Below are 16,739 nucleotides of genomic sequence, written 5' to 3'. Positions count from 1 at the left end.
CGCGGATGGCCTGAAAGGCAAACGGGCATCCGTGTCGGCGTGAGAAACGACAATTTGCGCAGTGCCCCCGCCAGGAGGCTTGTTCTTCTGCCGTGGAATCAATTGGCGGCGCGAGGGCCACTTTCAAAGAACCCGCGCGGGATCGCGGCCGAAGCCGGCAGCCCGCACGGGCGTCTGACCTGCCTGTCAGGCCAGTGTTTCGATCGCCAGCGCGATGCCCTGGCCGCCGCCGATGCAGAGGGTAACGATGCCACGCTTGAGGCCGTCGCGCCGCATCGAATGGATGAGCCGCGTGGTCAGGATCGCCCCGCTCGCGCCGATGGGATGGCCATGGGCGATGGCCCCGCCTTCAACATTGACGACCTCTTCGGCAAGGCCGAGCTCGCGGGTAACGGCGAGGGCGATCGCCGCGAAGGCCTCGTTGATTTCCACCCGCTCGACCTCCGCGATCGTCCAGCCCGCACGCCCCAGCGCCTGGCGCACGGCTGGTACCGGACCGATGCCGAACATGCCTGGCTCCACCGCGCCGACGCCGAAGGCGACGACCCGCGCCAGCGGCTCAAGGCCGTTCGCCGCGGCGAAATCGCGTTCGGCGAGGATCATCGCCGCGGCGCCGGTATTGAGACCGGGCGCGTTTCCGGCGGTGATGGTGCCGTCCTTACGGAAGGCCGGCTTCAGCTTGGTGAGGGATTCGATCGTGGTGTCCGGCCGATTGTGCTCGTCGCGAGCGAAGATCTCCGGCCCCTTGCGGCCCTTGATTTCGACACCGACGATCTCGGCATCGAATTTTCCGGCGGCCTGCGCCTGGGAAAAGCGCTGTTGCGAGCGCGCCGCCCAACGGTCCTGATCCTCGCGGGAGACACCACATTTGGTCACGAGGTCTTCGGTGTGCCAACCGGAATGCTCGCCCGAGAAGGCGTCGTTCAAGCCGTCGCGCAGCATGGAATCGTAGATCTGCGCATCGCCCATGCGATAGCCCCAGCGCCCGCCGCTCATGAGGTAGGGCGCGGCGTCCATGTTCTCCATGCCGCCGGCGATCGCCGCATCGGCGAAGCCCAGCCAGATCTCCTGGGCGACCGAGGCAACGGCCTGGGCGCCGGAGCCGCAGACCCGGTTCACAGTCATGGCCGGCACCTCCACCGGTACGCCGCCATGGACGGCCGCCTGGCGGGCGGGGTTCATCTTGTTGCCGGCCTGGACCACATTGCCCATGATGAGGCTCGACAGCTTGGCTGCATCGAGGCCCGAGCGACGGAGCGTCTCGCGCACGACTGTCGCACCCAGCTCGGTCGCGGGGACCGCCTTCAGAGCGCCATTATAAGTGCCGATCGCCGTGCGCACCGGCGCGCAGATGACCACGTCTCGTTTCGTCATGGACTTGGCCTTTCATGGATAACGACAGATCGCATTCGCGCGGGTGCGCGCAGCGCCTTGATGCGCCTCATGCCTTCCTTCGGATCGTCCCGTCCAATCGGGTCGCTTCCGCCACGGTGTTCGAAATCGTGCCGTACTTGCGGACGTTGGTGTGGAGCAAAGCCAGGCGCTGCTCCGTCTCGTCCGTATCGATGATCAGCTCGTAATCCACCGAGATGATCTTCGGCGGCGCGTCCTGCCGAACGGCGTGGAGCGTGACATCCACCCCGCGCAGCTCGAAATTCAGCATCGGGGTCACCCGCTCGATGCCCTTGATCATGCAGGCCGCGATGGCGGCAAGGAACAGTTCCGCCGGGTTGAAAGCATCGGCGCGCCCGCCAATGTCGGTGTCGAGGGTGATCTCGGCCTCTTTGGTGCGGGCGAGGCTGCCGTGTACGTCGATGCGCGACGCGTGAACCTTGTATTCCAGCATGGCGGCGCTCACGCCGCGAGCAAGCGGGCGAGATCGTCCGGCTTCGGCAGGCCGCCGGCGTGCACCACCTTGCCGTCGATGACGATGCCCGGCGTCGAGGCGATGCCGTATCCGGCGATCACCGCATAGTCGGTGACCTTTTCCACCGTGACGTCGAGCCCGAGCTTGGCCGCCTCATCCCGCACCATCTGCGCCGTTGCCTCGCAGCGAGAGCAGCCGGGGCCCAGCACCTTCACGTCTTTCATGGCTTTTGCCTTTCTTGTTTTAAGAAAACAGCGCGTTGAACAGGAAGCCCACGGCGAGGATGCCGATGCCGACCACGCCCACAAACACGGCAATCAGCTTGAGGCTTAGGACTTTGCGCAGGATGATCATTTCCGGCAGCGACAGGGCGATGACCGCCATCATGAAGGCGAGCACGGTGCCCAGCGCTGCCCCCTTCGCCAGCAGGGCCTCGACCACCGGGATGATGCCCGCGGCATTGGAATACATGGGAATGCCCAGCAGCACCGCAGCCGGAACCGACCACCACGCATCCCGCCCCATGATGGAGGCGAGGAGATCTTCCGGCACATAGCCGTGGATGAAGGCGCCCGCTGCGATGCCGGCGATGATCCACATCCAGACCTTGCCGACGATGTCGCGCACCGCGTCGAGGCCGGCCCTGATGCGATCCACCAGCGTCATACCGTTTGGCGGCAGCTCGACCGGACTGGCACGCACGTTGCGCACCCAGTCTTCCAGCCAGCCCTCCAGGTGCAGGCGTCCGATGACCCAGCCGGCGATAATGGCGATGGAGAGGCCGAATGCCAGATAGGTGAGCGCCACCTTCCAGCCGACCAGCGCGAACAGGAGGCCCAGCGCCACCTCGTTGACCATGGGCGCGGCGATGAGGAAGGAGAAGGTGACGCCCAGGGGCACCCCGGCGGAGACGAAGCCGACGAACAGCGGCACCGCCGAGCAGGAGCAGAAGGGCGTGACGATGCCGAGGCCGGCGGCCGCAATGTTGCCGAGCCCCTCGCGTTTTCCAGCGAGCAGGGCGCGGGTGCGCTCGGCGGAGAAGAAGCTGCGCACCACGCCCATGGCGAAGACCACCAGCGTCAGCAGCATCAGCACCTTGGGCGTGTCGTAGATGAAGAACGCGACCGCTTCAGCGAGATGGCTGCCTTGCTCCACCGGCAGGCGGGCCACTAGCCATTGGGAGAACGGCGCGAGCTGGGCATAGACCACGAACCAGAGGGCGATCGCCGCGGCCGTCACCGCCGCCCAGGTCAGTGACGATGCATCCCTCGGTGGCTTGCGCCCGGTCAATGACAGGTCGGCGCTCATGCGGCTCTCCTGTTCGATGAAGCGTCCAGGGTGGTGAGGACAGCATTGATGATGGTTGCCTGCTCGGCCGGCAGTTCGGGATTGCGACGGTAGCGCACCCATTGGGCGTCCCGCCGATCCACCACGACGCCAGCCTGCTTGAGCACCGCCATATGACGCGACATGCGGGATTGGGTGACGCCGAGGACGCGCACGAGTTCGCAGACGCAATGCTCGTGCCCATCCCACAGGAGGTGGACCGCCGCGAGGCGGGTGGGTTCGGCCAGGGCCGACAGAAGGGTGAGGGCGGACTGCATACGCTTCTTTTACTTTAATGCGCATATGCGTTCAAGCGCATTTTATAATTAGCTTGTCACTGGGAACGCAGGGCTTCTCGAAATCAGGGGGAATTGAACCCTCACCCTCGACCTCGGAGCGGATATCTATGCTGCGGCTCGAAATAGCAATTTGAGATGGTTGCGTGCCCCCGCAACCAAAATCAGTCTTGAATATCCAGATCTGCAAAAGGCCGCCCGTAGCGCGGCCTTTTTGCTTTTGGGATCCTGTCCGCACCCGCGCAACGAAATGCGCAGGACATCATATCCGCCATAACAGCGTCTGGCGGCGGGCCTCAGCGGTCGTGGCTCCCTGAGCGGCACAATCTCCCCTTCCCCCAGCTTGCCGGCAGGCTCTTCCCGCTGGCGCTTCCTGCGCGGTCAGCGGAGCCGCGCGCTGATCGTCAGTTCCCTCCACGCCTTCCCTCGCGCGTACCGGCCGAAGCAGCGCCACTCTTCCAGATGCGATCCGCAGCCGGCAACCGCAACACCAGCGATGAAGCCGGCCGGCAAATGTGGTCTGACCAATTTGCCATTTGACTAATTCGTGTCTTCAGTTATCTGAGCGATCAAATGACATGACTGAACAATGCTGTGCGATTTTGGTCTGACCAATTTGCGCAGGCCGGGCGGCGGCGACGGTGCCGCCTGCTTTCCCGACGTGGAGGGCCGGGTGAGAAAGCTGTCGGACGAGATCGAGGCCTTGATCGTCGAAGGCGGACTTCAGGCCGGCGCGCGGCTGCCGCCGGAGCGCAAGCTCGCCGCCGACCTAGGGGTATCGCGCTCCCGGCTGCGCGAAGCCATCCAGCGTCTGGTGAGCCGCGGCATCCTCACCGTGCGCCGGGGTGGCGGCACCTTCGTGGCCGAACCCCTCGCCGCCGTCTCGCTGGACAAGGCATTCTCCCCCCTTTCGCCCCTCGCCCGCCTGGAACCGGGCTACTGGCAGGACGTCATGGAGATCCGCAGGTCGCTAGACGGCGATGCGGCCTGGCATGCGGCGCTGCGGGCCGGCGAGGAGGACAGGACGCGGCTGGCGGCGGCTCATGCGGGTATCCGCGCCGCCGAGGGCGCCGACGCGGCGACGCAGGCCCGCGCCGATGCCGCCTTCCACATGGCGGTGGCGCAAGCCTCCCACAATGCGGTCCTGCGCCAGGTGATGGCGGGCCTGTTCGACCTGCTGCAGCACTCCATTTCCACCAGCCTCGACAAGCTCTACCGCCTGCCGCGCACCGCGCACGCGCTGGAGGAGCAGCATCGCCTCATCTTCGAGGCGATCATGGAAGGCCGCGCCGACGATGCGCGCGACGCCACCCGCCGGCATCTCGATTTCGTGGAGGACAGCCTGCGGCTCATCGAAGATGCCGCGGCGCGCGAGCGACGCTCGGTGCGCGCCCTTTCCCGGGCGGCGACAGAGAAGGAAGCAAGATCATGATCATCTCGTCGTCCTCGGACTATCGCGAGGCGGCCCGCCGCCGCCTGCCGCCCTTCCTGTTCCACTATATCGACGGCGGCGCCTATGCCGAAGCCACCCTGCGCCGGAACGTGGAGGACCTGTCCGACCTCGCCCTGCGCCAGCGCGTTCTGAAGAGCGTGGGCGAGGTGGATCTTTCGGCCAGCCTGTTCGACCAGCCCCTCTCCATGCCCGTGGGCCTCGCCCCGGTGGGCCTCACCGGCATGTTTGCCCGGCGCGGCGAGGTGCAGGCCGCGCAGGCCGCGACCAGGAAGGGCATCCCCTTCACCCTTTCCACCGTCTCGGTCTGCCCCATCGAGGAAGTGCAGAGCCAGGTCGCCAAGCCCATCTGGTTCCAGCTCTACGTGCTGAAGGACCGCGGCTTCATGCAGAACGCGCTGGAGCGCGCCTGGGCAGCGGGCATCCGCACCCTGGTCTTCACCGTGGACATGCCGGTGCCCGGCGCGCGCTATCGCGATGCCCATTCCGGAATGTCCGGCCCCAATGCCGCGTTCCGGCGCATGGTGCAGGCCGTATTGCACCCGTTCTGGGCCTATGACGTGGGTCTGATGGGCACCCCGCACGATCTCGGCAACGTCTCCGCCTATCGCAAGGAGAAGACCACGCTCGAGGACTATGTCGGCTGGCTCGGCGCCAATTTCGATCCGTCCATCGGCTGGAAGGACCTGGAATGGATCCGCGAGTTCTGGAAAGGTCCCATGGTCATCAAGGGCATCCTTGACCCGGAGGATGCCCGCGACGCGGTGCGCTTCGGCGCCGACGGCATCATCGTGTCGAACCATGGCGGGCGCCAGCTCGACGGCGTGCTGTCCTCCGCCCGCGCCCTGCCGCCCATCGCCGATGCGGTGAAGGGCGAGATGACGCTTCTCGCCGATTCCGGCATCCGCTCGGGGCTCGACGTGGTGCGGATGCTGGCGCAGGGCGCCGACGGCGTGCTGCTCGGCCGCGCCTTCGTCTATGCGCTGGCGGCGGCGGGCGGCGCGGGGGTGGAGAACCTGCTCGACATCATCGCCAAGGAGATGCGGGTGGCCATGACCCTCACCGGCGCCCGCGCCATCTCCGACATCTCCCGCGACAGCCTGGTGCGGGAGATCGAGCGGCCGCTGGCCCGCGCCGCCGCAGCGGAGTGAGGCGGGGCGACGGCGTGCCCGGTCGCGGCAAGAGACTAAAAACGACAATGCCCGGCGCAGGGCCGGGCATTGCGGAGAATGCGGAAAACCAGGAAGGAGGGGGCTCAGATCCCGAGCTTCGCCTTCAGGATGTCGTTGAGCGCCTGCGGGTTGGCCTTGCCGCCGGAGGCCTTCATGGCCTGGCCCACGAACCAGCCCAGCATGGTGGGCTTGGCCTGCACCTGGGCCACCTTGTCCGGGTTCTTGGCAATGATCTCGTCCACCACCTTCTCGATGGCGCCGAGGTCGGTCACCTGCTTCATGCCCCGGGCTTCCACCACCACGCGCGGGTCGCCGCCCTCGGTGAAGACGATCTCGAACAGGTCCTTGGCGATCTTGGAGGAGATGGTGCCCTCCGCGATCAGATCGAGGATGGCCCCGATCTGGTGCGGGGTGACCGGCGACGAGGTGATGTCGCGCCCTTCCTTGTTGAGGCGGCCGAACAGCTCGTTGATGACGAAGTTCGCCGCCGCCTTGCCGTCGCGCTTGACGCCGCCGCCTTCCGCCACTTCCTCGAAATAGGCGGCGGTCTCGCGCTCGGCCACCAGCACGCCGGCGTCATAGGGCGAGAGACCATAGTCGGCGATGAAGCGGGCCTTCTTCTCGTCTGGCAGTTCGGGCAGGTGTCCCTTGAGGTCCTCCACCCATTCGGGCTTCAGCACCAGCGGCAGCAGGTCCGGATCGGGGAAGTAGCGGTAGTCGTGCGCCTCTTCCTTCGAGCGCATGGAGCGCGTCTCGCCCTTGGTGGGGTCGAACAGGCGCGTCTCCTGGGAGATGGTGCCGCCATCCTCCAGGATCTCGATCTGGCGGCGGGCCTCCGCCTCCACCGCCTGGCCGATGAAGCGGATGGAGTTGACGTTCTTGATCTCGCAGCGGGTGCCGAAGGGCGCGCCGGGGCGGCGCACGGAGACGTTCACGTCGGCGCGCAAATTGCCCTTCTCCATGTCGCCGTCGCAGGTGCCGAGATAGCGCAGGATGGTGCGCAGCTTGGTCACATAGGCCTTCGCCTCCTCCGCCGAGCGTAAATCGGGGTGGGAGACGATCTCCATCAGCGCCACGCCGGAGCGGTTGAGGTCCACAAAGGACTGGGTGGGCGACAGGTCGTGGATGGACTTGCCGGCGTCCTGCTCCAGATGCAGGCGCTCGATGCCTACGGTGAAGCTCTCGCCGTCGGGCAGGTCGACGATCACCTCGCCCTCGCCCACCACCGGCTGCTTGTACTGGCTGATCTGGTAGCCCTGCGGCAGGTCCGGATAGAAATAGTTCTTCCGGTCGAACACCGAGATGAGGTTGATCTGCGCCTTCAGGCCAAGGCCGGTGCGCACCGCCTGGGCGACGCACTCCTGGTTGATGACGGGCAGCATGCCGGGCATGGCCGCATCCACCAGCGAGACATGGTCGTTGGGCGGGCCGCCGAAGGCGGTGGAGGCGCCGGAGAACAGCTTCGCATTGGAGGCGACCTGGGCATGCACCTCCATGCCGATCACCACCTCCCAGTCGCCGGTGGCGCCGGAAATGAGCTTCTTAGGTTCGGTAGGGCGAACATGTACGGTCATGAAAGGTCCCGGGACTAGCCGCCGCGTCGGCGCGCAGGCGATCAGCGTTTCGACGAGCGTTTCTCTTAACTCACTACTCCCCAACGGGGAGTGCGCGCAACGCCAGAGCACGCGCCGATCTGCTTGCATCGCAATTTGTTCGGATCGCGCTCTTGGCCGTGCTTTGCCGCCTCGCCTCGCCGCGCGGCCGGTGCTATAGCAGGCGCAAACGAGACCCCATCTCACTCCCATTCATGACCGTGTCAACATCCGGCGTCCCCTCGCCTCCTCCCCCCCGCGCCGAAGAGCCTGCGGCTTGCCGCCGTCGCCATCGTCCGCGACGAGGCGGACGTGATCGAGGCGTTCGTGCGGCACACGCTGGCGGTGGTTGACCACCTCTTCATCGAGGACGACCAGAGCCGGGACGGCACCCGCGCCATCCTCGACGCCCTCGCGGCGGAGGGGCTGGCGGTGAGCGTGTTCGACGGCCCGCAGGAGGCCGCCTATTTCCAGGCCGCGCGCACCAAGGGCCTGCTTGCGCGTGCCTATGGGGTGGAGCGGTGGGATTTCGCCTTCCTGCTGGACGGCGACGAGTTTCTCACCACGCCGGACCGCTCCACCCTCGAAGCGGAACTCTCCAGCCTGCCCGAAGCCCAGGCCGGCGGGCTGCGCATGTGGAACTACCTGCCCCGCCCGCTCGACCAGATCCCCGATCCCTTCAGCTTCGTCTCGGACCGCACCCAGAAGCTCACCGGCTTCAGCGCCAAGGTGATGCTGCCGGCGAGCGTCGCGGCGAATGCGGAACTCAAGATCGAGGATGGCAACCACGCCGCCTTCTGCTTCCGGCGCAAGGTGGTGGTGCACCAGTTGCAGTCGGTCGCCCTCGCCCATTTCCCGGTGCGCAGCCACGACCAGATCGTCTCGAAGACGCTGGTGGCCTATTGCCGCTGGCGCACCCGGCCAGATTACGATCCCGCCACCACGGCGCTGGGTCCCATGAGCGCCATGGCGCTGCTGCGGTCGAGCCCCGGCCTGAGGCTCGAAAGCCTGGATGCTATCACCGCCTGCTACTTGGGCGCGACCGGCCCGGACGACACGCAGCAGCGGCCGTTCGAGCGGCTCGGCGGGCCACGGCGTTATGATGCCCTCGCCGCCATCCGCCCCTATGACAAGGCGGCCTCGGCCGTAGATACGGTCATCGCCTCCCTGAGCCGTCTTGAGGCGGGTGGCGCGACCTCCCGGCAGGCGGCGGAGAGCGGCCTTGCGAAGTTCCTGTCCAAGTCCCTGGTGGGGCGCTGGCGGGCGCTGCGCGGCGGCCACACCACCCTCAAGGCGGAATGGGACGGCACCGTCCGCCGCCTGAGCCGCTCCATCCGGAAGCGCCTCGGATAGGCACCCGCACCGAAGCGCGGGCGCCTCTGTCGAAACCGGCTGACCTCAGCCGCGCCACCACATCTTGTCCACGGGGAAACGGCCGGCGGCCTCCTCGATCACCTCGGCGAGGGAGAACAGGGTCTCCTCCTCGAACGGGCGGCCGATGAGCTGGAGGCCGAGGGGCAGCCCGTCCGCCGAAAGGCCGGCGGGGACGGAAATGCCGGGCAGGCCCGCCATGTTCACGGTCACGGTGAACACGTCGTTGAGGTACATCTCCACCGGATCGGCCTTCAGCTTCTCGCCGATGCCGAAGGCGGGCGAGGGCGTGGCCGGGGTCAGAACGGCATCCACGCCCTGGGCGAACACGGTGTCGAAATCGCGCTTGATCAGGCTGCGCACCTTCTGCGCGCGCAGGTAATAGGCATCGTAATAGCCGGCCGAGAGCACATAGGTGCCGATCATGATGCGGCGGCGCACCTCCGGGCCGAAGCCGGCGGCGCGGGTGTTCTCGTACATCTCCACCACGTCCTTGCCCGGCACCCGCTCGCCATAGCGCACGCCGTCATAGCGGGCGAGGTTGGAGGAGGCCTCCGCCGGCGCCACGATGTAATAGGCCGGCAGCGCGTACTGGGTGTGGGGCAGCGAGATGTCCACGATCTCCGCGCCCGCGTCCTTGAGCATGCGGGCGCCCTCGCGCCAGAGGGTGTCGATCTCGTCGGCCATGCCGTCCATGCGGTATTCGCGCGGAATGCCGATCTTCTTGCCCTTGATGGAGGCGCCCACCGCCTCCTCATAGTCCGGCACGGGCCGGTTGACGCAGGTGGAATCCTTGGGGTCGTAGCCCGCCATGGATTTCAGCAGCACCGCCGCGTCGTTCACCGTGCGGGCGAACGGGCCGGCCTGGTCGAGGGACGAGGCGAAGGCCACGATGCCCCAGCGCGAGCAGCGCCCGTAGGTGGGCTTGATGCCCACCGTGCCGGTAAAGGCCGCCGGCTGGCGGATGGAGCCGCCGGTGTCGGTGCCGGTCGCGCCCGCGCACAGAAAGGCCGCCACCGCCGCCGCCGAGCCGCCGGAGGAGCCGCCGGGCACCATCGCGGTCTCGTCATTGTCGCGCCGCCACGGCGAGATGACGGGGCCGAACGCCGAGGTCTCGTTGGACGAGCCCATGGCGAACTCGTCATTGTTGAGCTTGCCCAGCAGCACCGCGCCGTCGCGCCACAGGTGGGAGGTGACGGTGGATTCGTACTGCGGCACGAAATTGTCGAGAATCTTCGAGCAGGCCGTGGTGCGCACGCCCTCGGTGGCGAACATGTCCTTGATGCCGAGGGGGATGCCCTCCAGCGGACCGGTCTCGCCGGCGGCGATGCGCCGGTCGCTCTCCTTCGCCATATCCAGGGCGATCTCGGGCGTCTCCAGCACATAGGCGTTGAGGGAACGGGCCTGCTCCATGGCCTTCAGATAGGCCTGCGTCAGCTCGACCGATGTGAACTCGCCCTGGGCGAGGCCCTCGCGGGCCTGGGTGAGGGTGAGCTGTGTGAGCTTCGTCATTCCACCACCTTCGGCACGGTAAAGAAGCCACCCTCGGCATCGGGGGCATTGGCGAGCACTTTTTCGGGGCAGTGGCCGTCGGTGACCACATCCTCGCGCATGGGCAGTTCCACGGGCACCACGCTGGTCAAGGGCTCGACGCCGGAGACGTCGAGGTCGGCCAGTTGCTCGACGAATTCGAGGATGGCGTTGAGCTCGTTCTGAAGATGGCCGAGTTCGTCCTCGCGCACCGAGATGCGCGCAAGATGGGCCACCCGGCGGACGGTCGCCTGATCGACGGACATGATACGCTCCCAAAAGCTGCCCGCCGCTATAGCAAGGGGTATGCCGCGGTGGAAGGGTTTGCGGCGGAAGGTGGGCGGGGAAAGCCCCCTACAGATCGCACCGTCCCTGTCGGAAGGCCTGGAACATGGTTCGCTTGCCGGACAATGCCGGCGGCGGCCAAACGTCGGGGGCTTGAATCACCCGCTGAAGATGACGCGCCACATCCATGCGCTGGTGCAGAATACGCACGACCTCCAGAACCCCGTCGTGCGGGAATCTGTAGAAAACGACGTGTGAGCCGATCAGGTGGCGGAAATAGCCCGGTCGGACATGGTCGGCGCGCATGCCGCCGCGGAGGTCACGCGCGAGCATGTCAAGCGCTTCAGCGATCAGCCGCACATAAGCTTCGGCCTTGGTGACGCCCATCGGTCGGTCGAATACCGCCAAATGCCATCCAGATCCTCACGTGCCTTCGGCGTCAGCGTGAGTCGAACGTCCGTCACCTCGATCACTCAGGGCTGGGAGGAGCGTTTTTCCGCCAGAAAGGAGGCGATATCGAATGGCTCACCCGCCCCACTGGCCTCGCCCTCCGAGAGAGCCGTCCTCAGGCGGTCGAGCTTGCCCTCCTGTTCTTCCAGAAGCTCTGAGGCCACGCGCACCACATCACTCGCCGAACTGAAGCGCCCGGCCGCAACCTGGCGATCCACGAAAGCAGCCTGATGATCGCCGAGGGAGATGGATTTCGTGTGCGACATTGCATTTACCCTGAGAACAAAACGAAAATACCAAACCTTCATCGTCCACTGCAAGCCACTGCCAACCCGAGGGTCGCAGCCAGATCAAGGCAAGCGGCACCCGACGATGCGAGATCACGCGCCGATCGGACGACGCGTTCTCTTTTCGAGCAGTCGGACAACGGGCCGTCCTCCTCTCGTACCAACTGTGCACGCCGCGATTTCACCCCCGCCCGAAAATGCTCTAGCCATACGCAATGACGCACCCCTCCTCCCCCGCCCCCATCGGTCCGCTGGCCGACATCGCGCCGCTGCTACCGCCACGCGGCGCGCTGCTCGGGCTCGATCTCGGCACCAAGACCATCGGCGTCGCCTCCTGTGATCCGGATCGCCGGGTGGCGACTGTGGTGGAAACGGTGAAGCGCACCAAGTTCACCGCCGATGCCCAGCGCCTGCTCCAGCTGGTGGCCGAGCGGCGGGCGGTGGGCTTCGTGCTCGGCCTGCCGCTGAACATGGACGCCTCCGAAGGCCCCCGCGCACAGGCGAGCCGGGCCTTCGCCCGCAACCTCGCCCGCCTCACGCCGCTGCCCATCGCGCTCTGGGACGAGCGCCTGTCCACCGCGGCGGTGGAGCGCGCCCTGATCTCCGCCGATGTCAGCCGCGCCCGCCGCGCCGCCGTGGTGGACCAGCATGCCGCCGCCTTCATCCTGGAAGGGGCGCTGGGCTTCCTGTCCCGCCATGCGCCGCGCCCGGCCGGGAACGAAGGCGAAACCGGACCGGACGACTGATTCGATCCCCACCTGTTTCCCGGCCGTTCCGGCAAGGGGCGCCGGCCTGTCCCGCTTTGGGACGGCCACTGACCGGCCATCAGAACAGGGGTCTGTTCCGACGCATTTTCCGCCGGACGGGCATCCACGGGGCCGCAAGATGCTCCTGAGCGTTTCCACCTTCACGGAATCGGGGAAACGCTTCCATCTCATTGTGCAGACGGGTTTTCTTCACGCGAACCGGTTTCCACTCCGCTCGAAAACGCTCTAAAGGTGGGGACCCCGGCGGGCCACGCGCCCCTTGGGAGGAACCAATTGCCTGCCGCCGGACGGCAGGCGCGCTATGCGTCGGCCCATGGATCTCATCTTCAGCGCGCTCGCACCCGTCTTCCTCATCATCGCGCTGGGCGCCGTGCTGCGCCGGATCCTGCTGAAGGATGCCGCCCATTGGGCGGCGCTGGAAAAACTCACCTATTTCGTGCTGTTCCCGGCCCTGCTGATGGTCTCGGCGGTGAAGGCCGATCTCAGCAAGGTGAACGTTCTGGCGGTCGGCGGGGCGCTCATCGGCTCGGTGGTGGCGCTCTCGGGCCTGATCCTCCTCGTCCACCGGCCCCTGATCGCGGCGCTGGCGGCGGACGGTCCGGCCTTCACCTCCCTGTTCCAGGGCGCCGTGCGCTGGAACACCTATATCGTGCTGGCCGTGGCCGGCGGGCTCTACGGCGCGGCCGGCATCACCATCGCGGCGCTCGCTCTGGTGGCCATGATCCCGGTGGTGAACGTGATCTCGGTGCTGGTGCTGGCCAGCTTCTCGGGCCGCCATCCGCCCACCTTCGCCTATGTGGCCGAGCAACTGGCGCGCAATCCCTACATCTGGGCCTGCGCGGCCGGGGCGGCGCTGAACGCGACCCATTTCCCGGTACCCGGTGTGCTGCTGGAGTTCGGCGACATCCTCGGCCGCGCCTCCCTCGCCCTCGGACTGCTGGTGGTGGGCGGCGGGCTGGTGCTGGACCGGCTGGCACGGCCGCGCCCCATCGTCCTCGCCAGCCTCGGCCTGAAGCTGCTGGTGAAGCCGGCCATCGCGCTCCTGCTGGCGCTGGCCTTCGGCCTTTCGGGCACCGAGCTGATCGTCGTGGCCATCACCGCCGCCGTCCCGTCGGCGCCCAACGGCTATGTGCTCGCCCGCCAGATGGGCGGCGACGCGCCGCTGCTGGCGGAAATCCTCACCCTCCAGATCGTCGCCGCGGCGTTCACGCTGCCTGTGGTGGTGGCGGTGGCCAAGCTCCTCGCCTGAACCTCGGGTCCCGAACGCAGGAAGGGCGGCCCAAACCGCCCTTCCGAAGCCGCCCTTCCGAATCCTGACCTATCCGGCCCTACCCGATCAGCAGGGCGACCAGTAGCCGGCGCCGCCCGGGCCGGTGGTGACCCAGCAGCTGCGCGGCTGCGGGGCCGGCTCCAGGTACACGCGGGGCGCGGGCTCGTAATAGACCGGCGGCGGTTCTTCATAATAGACCACCGGCGGGGGCGGCGCGGCGGAGGCGGCGCCGGCGATGGCCGCCGCGCCGAGAATGCCAAGGGCGACGCCCGCGCCCACCGCCGCACCGTTGCCGCCGCCGCAATTCCAGCAGCCGCCCCGGTAAGGGCCGCGATAGGGCCCGCCATAATACCGGCCGCGATGCCAGTATCCGACATCGGTGACGGAGGCGGCCTGGTCCGGCGCGAGCGCGAGCGCGCCGGTGCCGATGGCAGCGGCATGACCCGTCGATACCCCGCCTGTGGCAGCGGCGGCCGCCACGGCCAGCGCCACGAGCTTCGCCCGGAGGAGAGATGACATGAGACCCACTCCCAAACGTCGCGGGCCATGGGCCCGGGATGCACAAACTCTGAAACCGGCAGTTCCGGTCCCCTTTCAGGCTCGAAGAAACTTCGTGCCAAAGTGTGGCGCAGCGCGGGTGTTTCCGGGGAGACTTGTGCACGAATGATGAACGATTCCTGAAGCTCCCGCGCCGCGCCGCCGCCCTCCGGCAGGCACAGGCCGGCGCCTTCTCCGACCAAAAGCTTGCCGCTCCCGCACCGCTTCCCTTGCCCGGCGGGCCGCGTGCGTCTATGCCTGCCGCCTGCCATGCATGCCGCCTCCGCCTTCACCCTCTCCGGCCGGGACCTTCTCGGCATCGAAGGCCTCATTGCCAGCGAGATCACGGGTCTGCTCGACCTTGCCGAGGAGTTCGTCGAACTTAACCGGCAGGTCGAGAAGAAGCGCACCACGCTTCGCGGCCGCACCCAGATCAACCTGTTCTTCGAGGCATCGACCCGCACCCAGTCCTCCTTCGAGATCGCCGGAAAGCGGCTCGGGGCGGACGTGATGAACATGTCCGTCGGCTCGTCCTCCGTGAAGAAGGGCGAGACGCTGGTGGATACCGCCATCACGCTCAATGCCATGCACCCCGACATCCTGGTGGTGCGGCACCATGCGTCCGGCGCGGTGGCCCTTCTGGCGCGCAAGGTGGACTGCTGCGTCGTGAATGCAGGCGACGGCGCCCACGAGCACCCCACGCAGGCGCTGCTGGACGCCCTCACCATCCGCCGCAACAAGGGCCGGATCCAGGGGCTCACGGTGGCCATCTGCGGGGATGTGCTGCATTCGCGGGTGGCGCGCTCCAACATCATCCTGCTCCACACCCTCGGCGCGAAGGTGCGGGTGGTGGCGCCCTCCACCCTGCTGCCGTCCGGCATCGAGAGCCTCGGCGTCGAGGTGTTCCGCACCATGGAGGCAGGCCTCGACGGCGCCGACATCGTGATGATGCTGCGCCTCCAGCGCGAGCGCATGGCCGGCTCCTTCATCCCGTCGGTGAAGGAATATTTCCACTATTTCGGCCTCGACGAGGCCAAACTCCGCCGCGCCGCTCCCGATGCGCTGGTGATGCATCCCGGCCCCATGAACCGGGGCGTGGAGATCGATTCGGCGGTGGCGGACGGCCCGCGCTCCCTCATCCGCGAACAGGTGGAGATGGGCGTCGCCGTGCGCATGGCCGTGCTCGACACCCTCGCCCGGAAGCTGCCCAATGCGTAACGGCCGTCCCGCCTTCCGCGATCCGCGCCCGCTGCTGCTCGTCAATGCGCGGGTCATCGACCCCTCGCACGGCTCGGACTTCCACGGCGATGTCTATCTCGCCGACGGCGTCATCAAGGATGCCGGCTTCGGCATCGCCGCCGCGGGCGTGCCAGAGGGCGCCGAGGTGGTGGACTGCAAGGGCGCCGTGGTGGCGCCCGGCCTCGTGGACATGCGCGCCTTCGTGGGCGAGCCCGGCGCCGAGCATCGCGAGACGCTGGCCTCCGCCAGCCACGCGGCGGCGGCCGGCGGCGTCACCACCATCATCTGCCAGCCCACCACCGACCCGGCGGTGGACGATCCCGCCATCGTGGACTTCATCCTGCGCCGCGCGCGGGACACGGCTGTGGTGCGGGTGCACCCCATGGCGGCCATCACCAAGGGCCTCAGGGGCGAGGAGATGACCGAGATCGGCCTGCTGCAGGCCGCCGGCGCCGTCGCCTTCACCGACGGCTACCGCTCGGTGGCAAGCGCGCAGGTGCTGCGCCGCGCCCTCACCTATGCCCGCGACTTCGACGCGCTCCTGGTGCATCACACCGAGGATGCGAGCATGTCGCAGGGGGCCATGAACGAGGGCGCGTTCGCCGCCCGCCTCGGCCTCTCCGGCAACCCCAAGGCGGCCGAGACCATCGTGCTGGAGCGCGACGTGCGCCTCGTCGCCGGTGCGCGCGGGCGCTACCACGCGGCGGCGCTCACCTGCGCCGAGTCGCTGGCCGTGCTGGAGCGCGCGAAGGAGGCCGGATTGCCGGTGACGGCCTCCGCCACCATCAACCATCTCTCCTTCAACGAGCTCGACATCGGCGCCTACCGCACCTATTTCCGGCTCGCCCCGCCGCTGCGCGCGGAGGAGGACCGGCAGGCGCTGATCCGCGCCATCTCCTCGGGCCTCATCGACGTGGTGGTCTCCGACCATCTGCCGCAGGACGTGGAAGGCAAGCGCCTGCCCTTCTCCGAGGCGGAGCCCGGCGCCATCGGCTTGGAAACCCTGCTCTCGGCGGCGCTGCGCATGGTGCATACGGACCAGGTGGACCTCGTGAACCTGCTGGCCGCCCTCTCCACCCGCCCGGCGGAGATCCTCGGCCTCGATGCCGGCACGCTGCGCCCCGGCGCTCCGGCGGACGTGATCGTGTTCGACCCCGGCATGCCCTACGTGCTGGATCCCTCCATGCTCAAGTCGCGCTGCCGCAACACGCCGTTCGACGAAGCCCGGCTCGACGGGCGGGTGCAGCGCACCATCGTTGCCGGTGCGACCGTGTACGAATACGTTTGATGCACCCACGCC

General features: G+C 67.6%; 18 protein-coding genes. 7 read left to right on the top strand and 11 right to left on the bottom strand.

All coding sequences use genetic code 11. From position 1 onward, the window contains the following. Window positions 1-186 precede the first annotated feature (186 nt). The 5 genes from K9U40_RS01050 to K9U40_RS01030 form a co-directional block, all read right to left on the bottom strand. A complete protein-coding gene (locus K9U40_RS01050) occupies window positions 187-1,374 on the bottom strand; it encodes a thiolase family protein (protein ID WP_282888464.1) in 1,188 nt (395 codons plus the stop codon). 67 nt (window positions 1,375-1,441) lie between these two features. Next, on the bottom strand, window positions 1,442-1,846 hold the full coding sequence (locus K9U40_RS01045) for an OsmC family protein (RefSeq protein ID WP_149577638.1): 405 nt from the start codon (window positions 1,844-1,846) through the stop codon (window positions 1,442-1,444). 8 nt (window positions 1,847-1,854) lie between these two features. After that, window positions 1,855-2,091, bottom strand: a complete 237-nt coding sequence (locus K9U40_RS01040; protein WP_282888463.1) for a thioredoxin family protein — start codon at window positions 2,089-2,091, stop codon at window positions 1,855-1,857. A 19-nt stretch (window positions 2,092-2,110) separates the two neighbouring features. Then, window positions 2,111-3,175, bottom strand: a complete 1,065-nt coding sequence (locus K9U40_RS01035; RefSeq protein WP_149577636.1) for a permease — start codon at window positions 3,173-3,175, stop codon at window positions 2,111-2,113. After that, on the bottom strand, window positions 3,172-3,471 hold the full coding sequence (locus tag K9U40_RS01030) for an ArsR/SmtB family transcription factor (RefSeq protein ID WP_149577635.1): 300 nt from the start codon (window positions 3,469-3,471) through the stop codon (window positions 3,172-3,174). The genes K9U40_RS01035 and K9U40_RS01030 overlap by 4 nt, the downstream gene beginning before the upstream one ends. A gap of 691 nt (window positions 3,472-4,162) precedes the next feature. Here K9U40_RS01030 and K9U40_RS01025 point away from each other — a divergent pair. Together K9U40_RS01025 and lldD are read left to right on the top strand one after the other, a co-directional pair. Beyond that, the gene (locus K9U40_RS01025; protein ID WP_282888462.1) at window positions 4,163-4,921 is read left to right on the top strand and encodes an FCD domain-containing protein; all 759 of its coding nucleotides are present in this window, start codon (window positions 4,163-4,165) and stop codon (window positions 4,919-4,921) included. Continuing rightward, a complete protein-coding gene (gene lldD, locus K9U40_RS01020; RefSeq protein WP_282888461.1) occupies window positions 4,918-6,090 on the top strand; it encodes an FMN-dependent L-lactate dehydrogenase LldD in 1,173 nt (390 codons plus the stop codon). Before K9U40_RS01025 ends, lldD begins: the two co-directional genes overlap by 4 nt. Before the next feature lie 104 nt (window positions 6,091-6,194). On the opposite strand, the gene gatB is transcribed toward lldD, so the two are convergent. Continuing rightward, window positions 6,195-7,685 carry an Asp-tRNA(Asn)/Glu-tRNA(Gln) amidotransferase subunit GatB gene (gene gatB / locus K9U40_RS01015; RefSeq protein ID WP_282888460.1) on the bottom strand — a complete coding sequence of 497 codons (1,491 nt, stop codon included), beginning with the start codon at window positions 7,683-7,685 and terminating at the stop codon, window positions 6,195-6,197. Between the two features lie 288 nt (window positions 7,686-7,973). On the opposite strand from gatB, the gene K9U40_RS01010 reads away from it, so the two are divergent. After that, complete coding sequence (locus tag K9U40_RS01010; RefSeq protein WP_349239402.1) at window positions 7,974-9,056, top strand: glycosyltransferase family 2 protein; 1,083 nt, start codon at window positions 7,974-7,976, stop codon at window positions 9,054-9,056. A 45-nt stretch (window positions 9,057-9,101) separates the two neighbouring features. Here K9U40_RS01010 and gatA read toward each other — a convergent pair whose 3' ends face one another. From gatA to K9U40_RS00990, 4 genes are all read right to left on the bottom strand, one after another. Next, on the bottom strand, window positions 9,102-10,586 hold the full coding sequence (gene gatA, locus K9U40_RS01005) for an Asp-tRNA(Asn)/Glu-tRNA(Gln) amidotransferase subunit GatA (protein WP_282888459.1): 1,485 nt from the start codon (window positions 10,584-10,586) through the stop codon (window positions 9,102-9,104). Beyond that, the gene (gatC, locus tag K9U40_RS01000; protein ID WP_012115897.1) at window positions 10,583-10,870 is read right to left on the bottom strand and encodes an Asp-tRNA(Asn)/Glu-tRNA(Gln) amidotransferase subunit GatC; all 288 of its coding nucleotides are present in this window, start codon (window positions 10,868-10,870) and stop codon (window positions 10,583-10,585) included. The genes gatA and gatC overlap by 4 nt, the downstream gene beginning before the upstream one ends. 88 nt (window positions 10,871-10,958) lie before the next feature. Then, window positions 10,959-11,297 (bottom strand): type II toxin-antitoxin system RelE/ParE family toxin, encoded by a 339-nt coding sequence (locus tag K9U40_RS00995; protein WP_282888458.1) that lies wholly within the window; start codon window positions 11,295-11,297, stop codon window positions 10,959-10,961. A gap of 65 nt (window positions 11,298-11,362) precedes the next feature. Beyond that, entirely contained in the window at window positions 11,363-11,605 is a 243-nt protein-coding gene (locus tag K9U40_RS00990) for a type II toxin-antitoxin system ParD family antitoxin (RefSeq protein WP_282888457.1), read from the bottom strand. Window positions 11,606-11,841: 236 nt separating this feature from the next. Here K9U40_RS00990 and ruvX point away from each other — a divergent pair, with 236 nt between their 5' ends. Beyond that, the gene (ruvX, locus tag K9U40_RS00985; protein WP_282888456.1) at window positions 11,842-12,372 is read left to right on the top strand and encodes a Holliday junction resolvase RuvX; all 531 of its coding nucleotides are present in this window, start codon (window positions 11,842-11,844) and stop codon (window positions 12,370-12,372) included. Window positions 12,373-12,706: 334 nt separating this feature from the next. Continuing rightward, window positions 12,707-13,642 (top strand): AEC family transporter, encoded by a 936-nt coding sequence (locus tag K9U40_RS00980; protein WP_282888455.1) that lies wholly within the window; start codon window positions 12,707-12,709, stop codon window positions 13,640-13,642. Between the two features lie 87 nt (window positions 13,643-13,729). Here the strand turns inward: K9U40_RS00980 and K9U40_RS00975 are convergent, their stop codons facing one another. Then, a complete protein-coding gene (locus K9U40_RS00975) occupies window positions 13,730-14,182 on the bottom strand; it encodes a hypothetical protein (RefSeq protein ID WP_282888454.1) in 453 nt (150 codons plus the stop codon). Window positions 14,183-14,470: 288 nt separating this feature from the next. On the opposite strand from K9U40_RS00975, the gene K9U40_RS00970 reads away from it, so the two are divergent. After that, window positions 14,471-15,418 (top strand): aspartate carbamoyltransferase catalytic subunit, encoded by a 948-nt coding sequence (locus K9U40_RS00970; protein WP_282888453.1) that lies wholly within the window; start codon window positions 14,471-14,473, stop codon window positions 15,416-15,418. Beyond that, complete coding sequence (locus K9U40_RS00965; protein ID WP_282888452.1) at window positions 15,411-16,727, top strand: dihydroorotase; 1,317 nt, start codon at window positions 15,411-15,413, stop codon at window positions 16,725-16,727. The genes K9U40_RS00970 and K9U40_RS00965 overlap by 8 nt, the downstream gene beginning before the upstream one ends. Window positions 16,728-16,739 lie beyond the last annotated feature (12 nt).

Origin of the sequence: Xanthobacter autotrophicus (genome assembly GCF_030015065.1) — a bacterium.
In the GTDB taxonomy this organism is placed as follows: Bacteria; Pseudomonadota; Alphaproteobacteria; order Rhizobiales; family Xanthobacteraceae; genus Xanthobacter; species Xanthobacter autotrophicus_D.
This window is presented reverse-complemented; position numbering and strand designations above follow the sequence as displayed.

What these genes read in the sequence shown, in the direction of transcription:
- K9U40_RS01050 (WP_282888464.1), bottom strand. Translation starts at nt 1,374, where the DNA reads ATGACGAAACGAGACGTGGTCATCTGCGCGCCGGTGCGCACGGCGATC.
- K9U40_RS01045 (WP_149577638.1), bottom strand. Translation starts at nt 1,846, where the DNA reads ATGCTGGAATACAAGGTTCACGCGTCGCGCATCGACGTACACGGCAGC.
- K9U40_RS01040 (WP_282888463.1), bottom strand. Translation starts at nt 2,091, where the DNA reads ATGAAAGACGTGAAGGTGCTGGGCCCCGGCTGCTCTCGCTGCGAGGCA.
- K9U40_RS01035 (WP_149577636.1), bottom strand. Translation starts at nt 3,175, where the DNA reads ATGAGCGCCGACCTGTCATTGACCGGGCGCAAGCCACCGAGGGATGCA.
- K9U40_RS01030 (WP_149577635.1), bottom strand. Translation starts at nt 3,471, where the DNA reads ATGCAGTCCGCCCTCACCCTTCTGTCGGCCCTGGCCGAACCCACCCGC.
- lldD (WP_282888461.1), top strand. Translation starts at nt 4,918, where the DNA reads ATGATCATCTCGTCGTCCTCGGACTATCGCGAGGCGGCCCGCCGCCGC.
- gatB (WP_282888460.1), bottom strand. Translation starts at nt 7,685, where the DNA reads ATGACCGTACATGTTCGCCCTACCGAACCTAAGAAGCTCATTTCCGGC.
- gatA (WP_282888459.1), bottom strand. Translation starts at nt 10,586, where the DNA reads ATGACGAAGCTCACACAGCTCACCCTCACCCAGGCCCGCGAGGGCCTC.
- gatC (WP_012115897.1), bottom strand. Translation starts at nt 10,870, where the DNA reads ATGTCCGTCGATCAGGCGACCGTCCGCCGGGTGGCCCATCTTGCGCGC.
- K9U40_RS00990 (WP_282888457.1), bottom strand. Translation starts at nt 11,605, where the DNA reads ATGTCGCACACGAAATCCATCTCCCTCGGCGATCATCAGGCTGCTTTC.
- ruvX (WP_282888456.1), top strand. Translation starts at nt 11,842, where the DNA reads ATGACGCACCCCTCCTCCCCCGCCCCCATCGGTCCGCTGGCCGACATC.
- K9U40_RS00980 (WP_282888455.1), top strand. Translation starts at nt 12,707, where the DNA reads ATGGATCTCATCTTCAGCGCGCTCGCACCCGTCTTCCTCATCATCGCG.
- K9U40_RS00975 (WP_282888454.1), bottom strand. Translation starts at nt 14,182, where the DNA reads ATGTCATCTCTCCTCCGGGCGAAGCTCGTGGCGCTGGCCGTGGCGGCC.
- K9U40_RS00970 (WP_282888453.1), top strand. Translation starts at nt 14,471, where the DNA reads ATGCATGCCGCCTCCGCCTTCACCCTCTCCGGCCGGGACCTTCTCGGC.
- K9U40_RS00965 (WP_282888452.1), top strand. Translation starts at nt 15,411, where the DNA reads ATGCGTAACGGCCGTCCCGCCTTCCGCGATCCGCGCCCGCTGCTGCTC.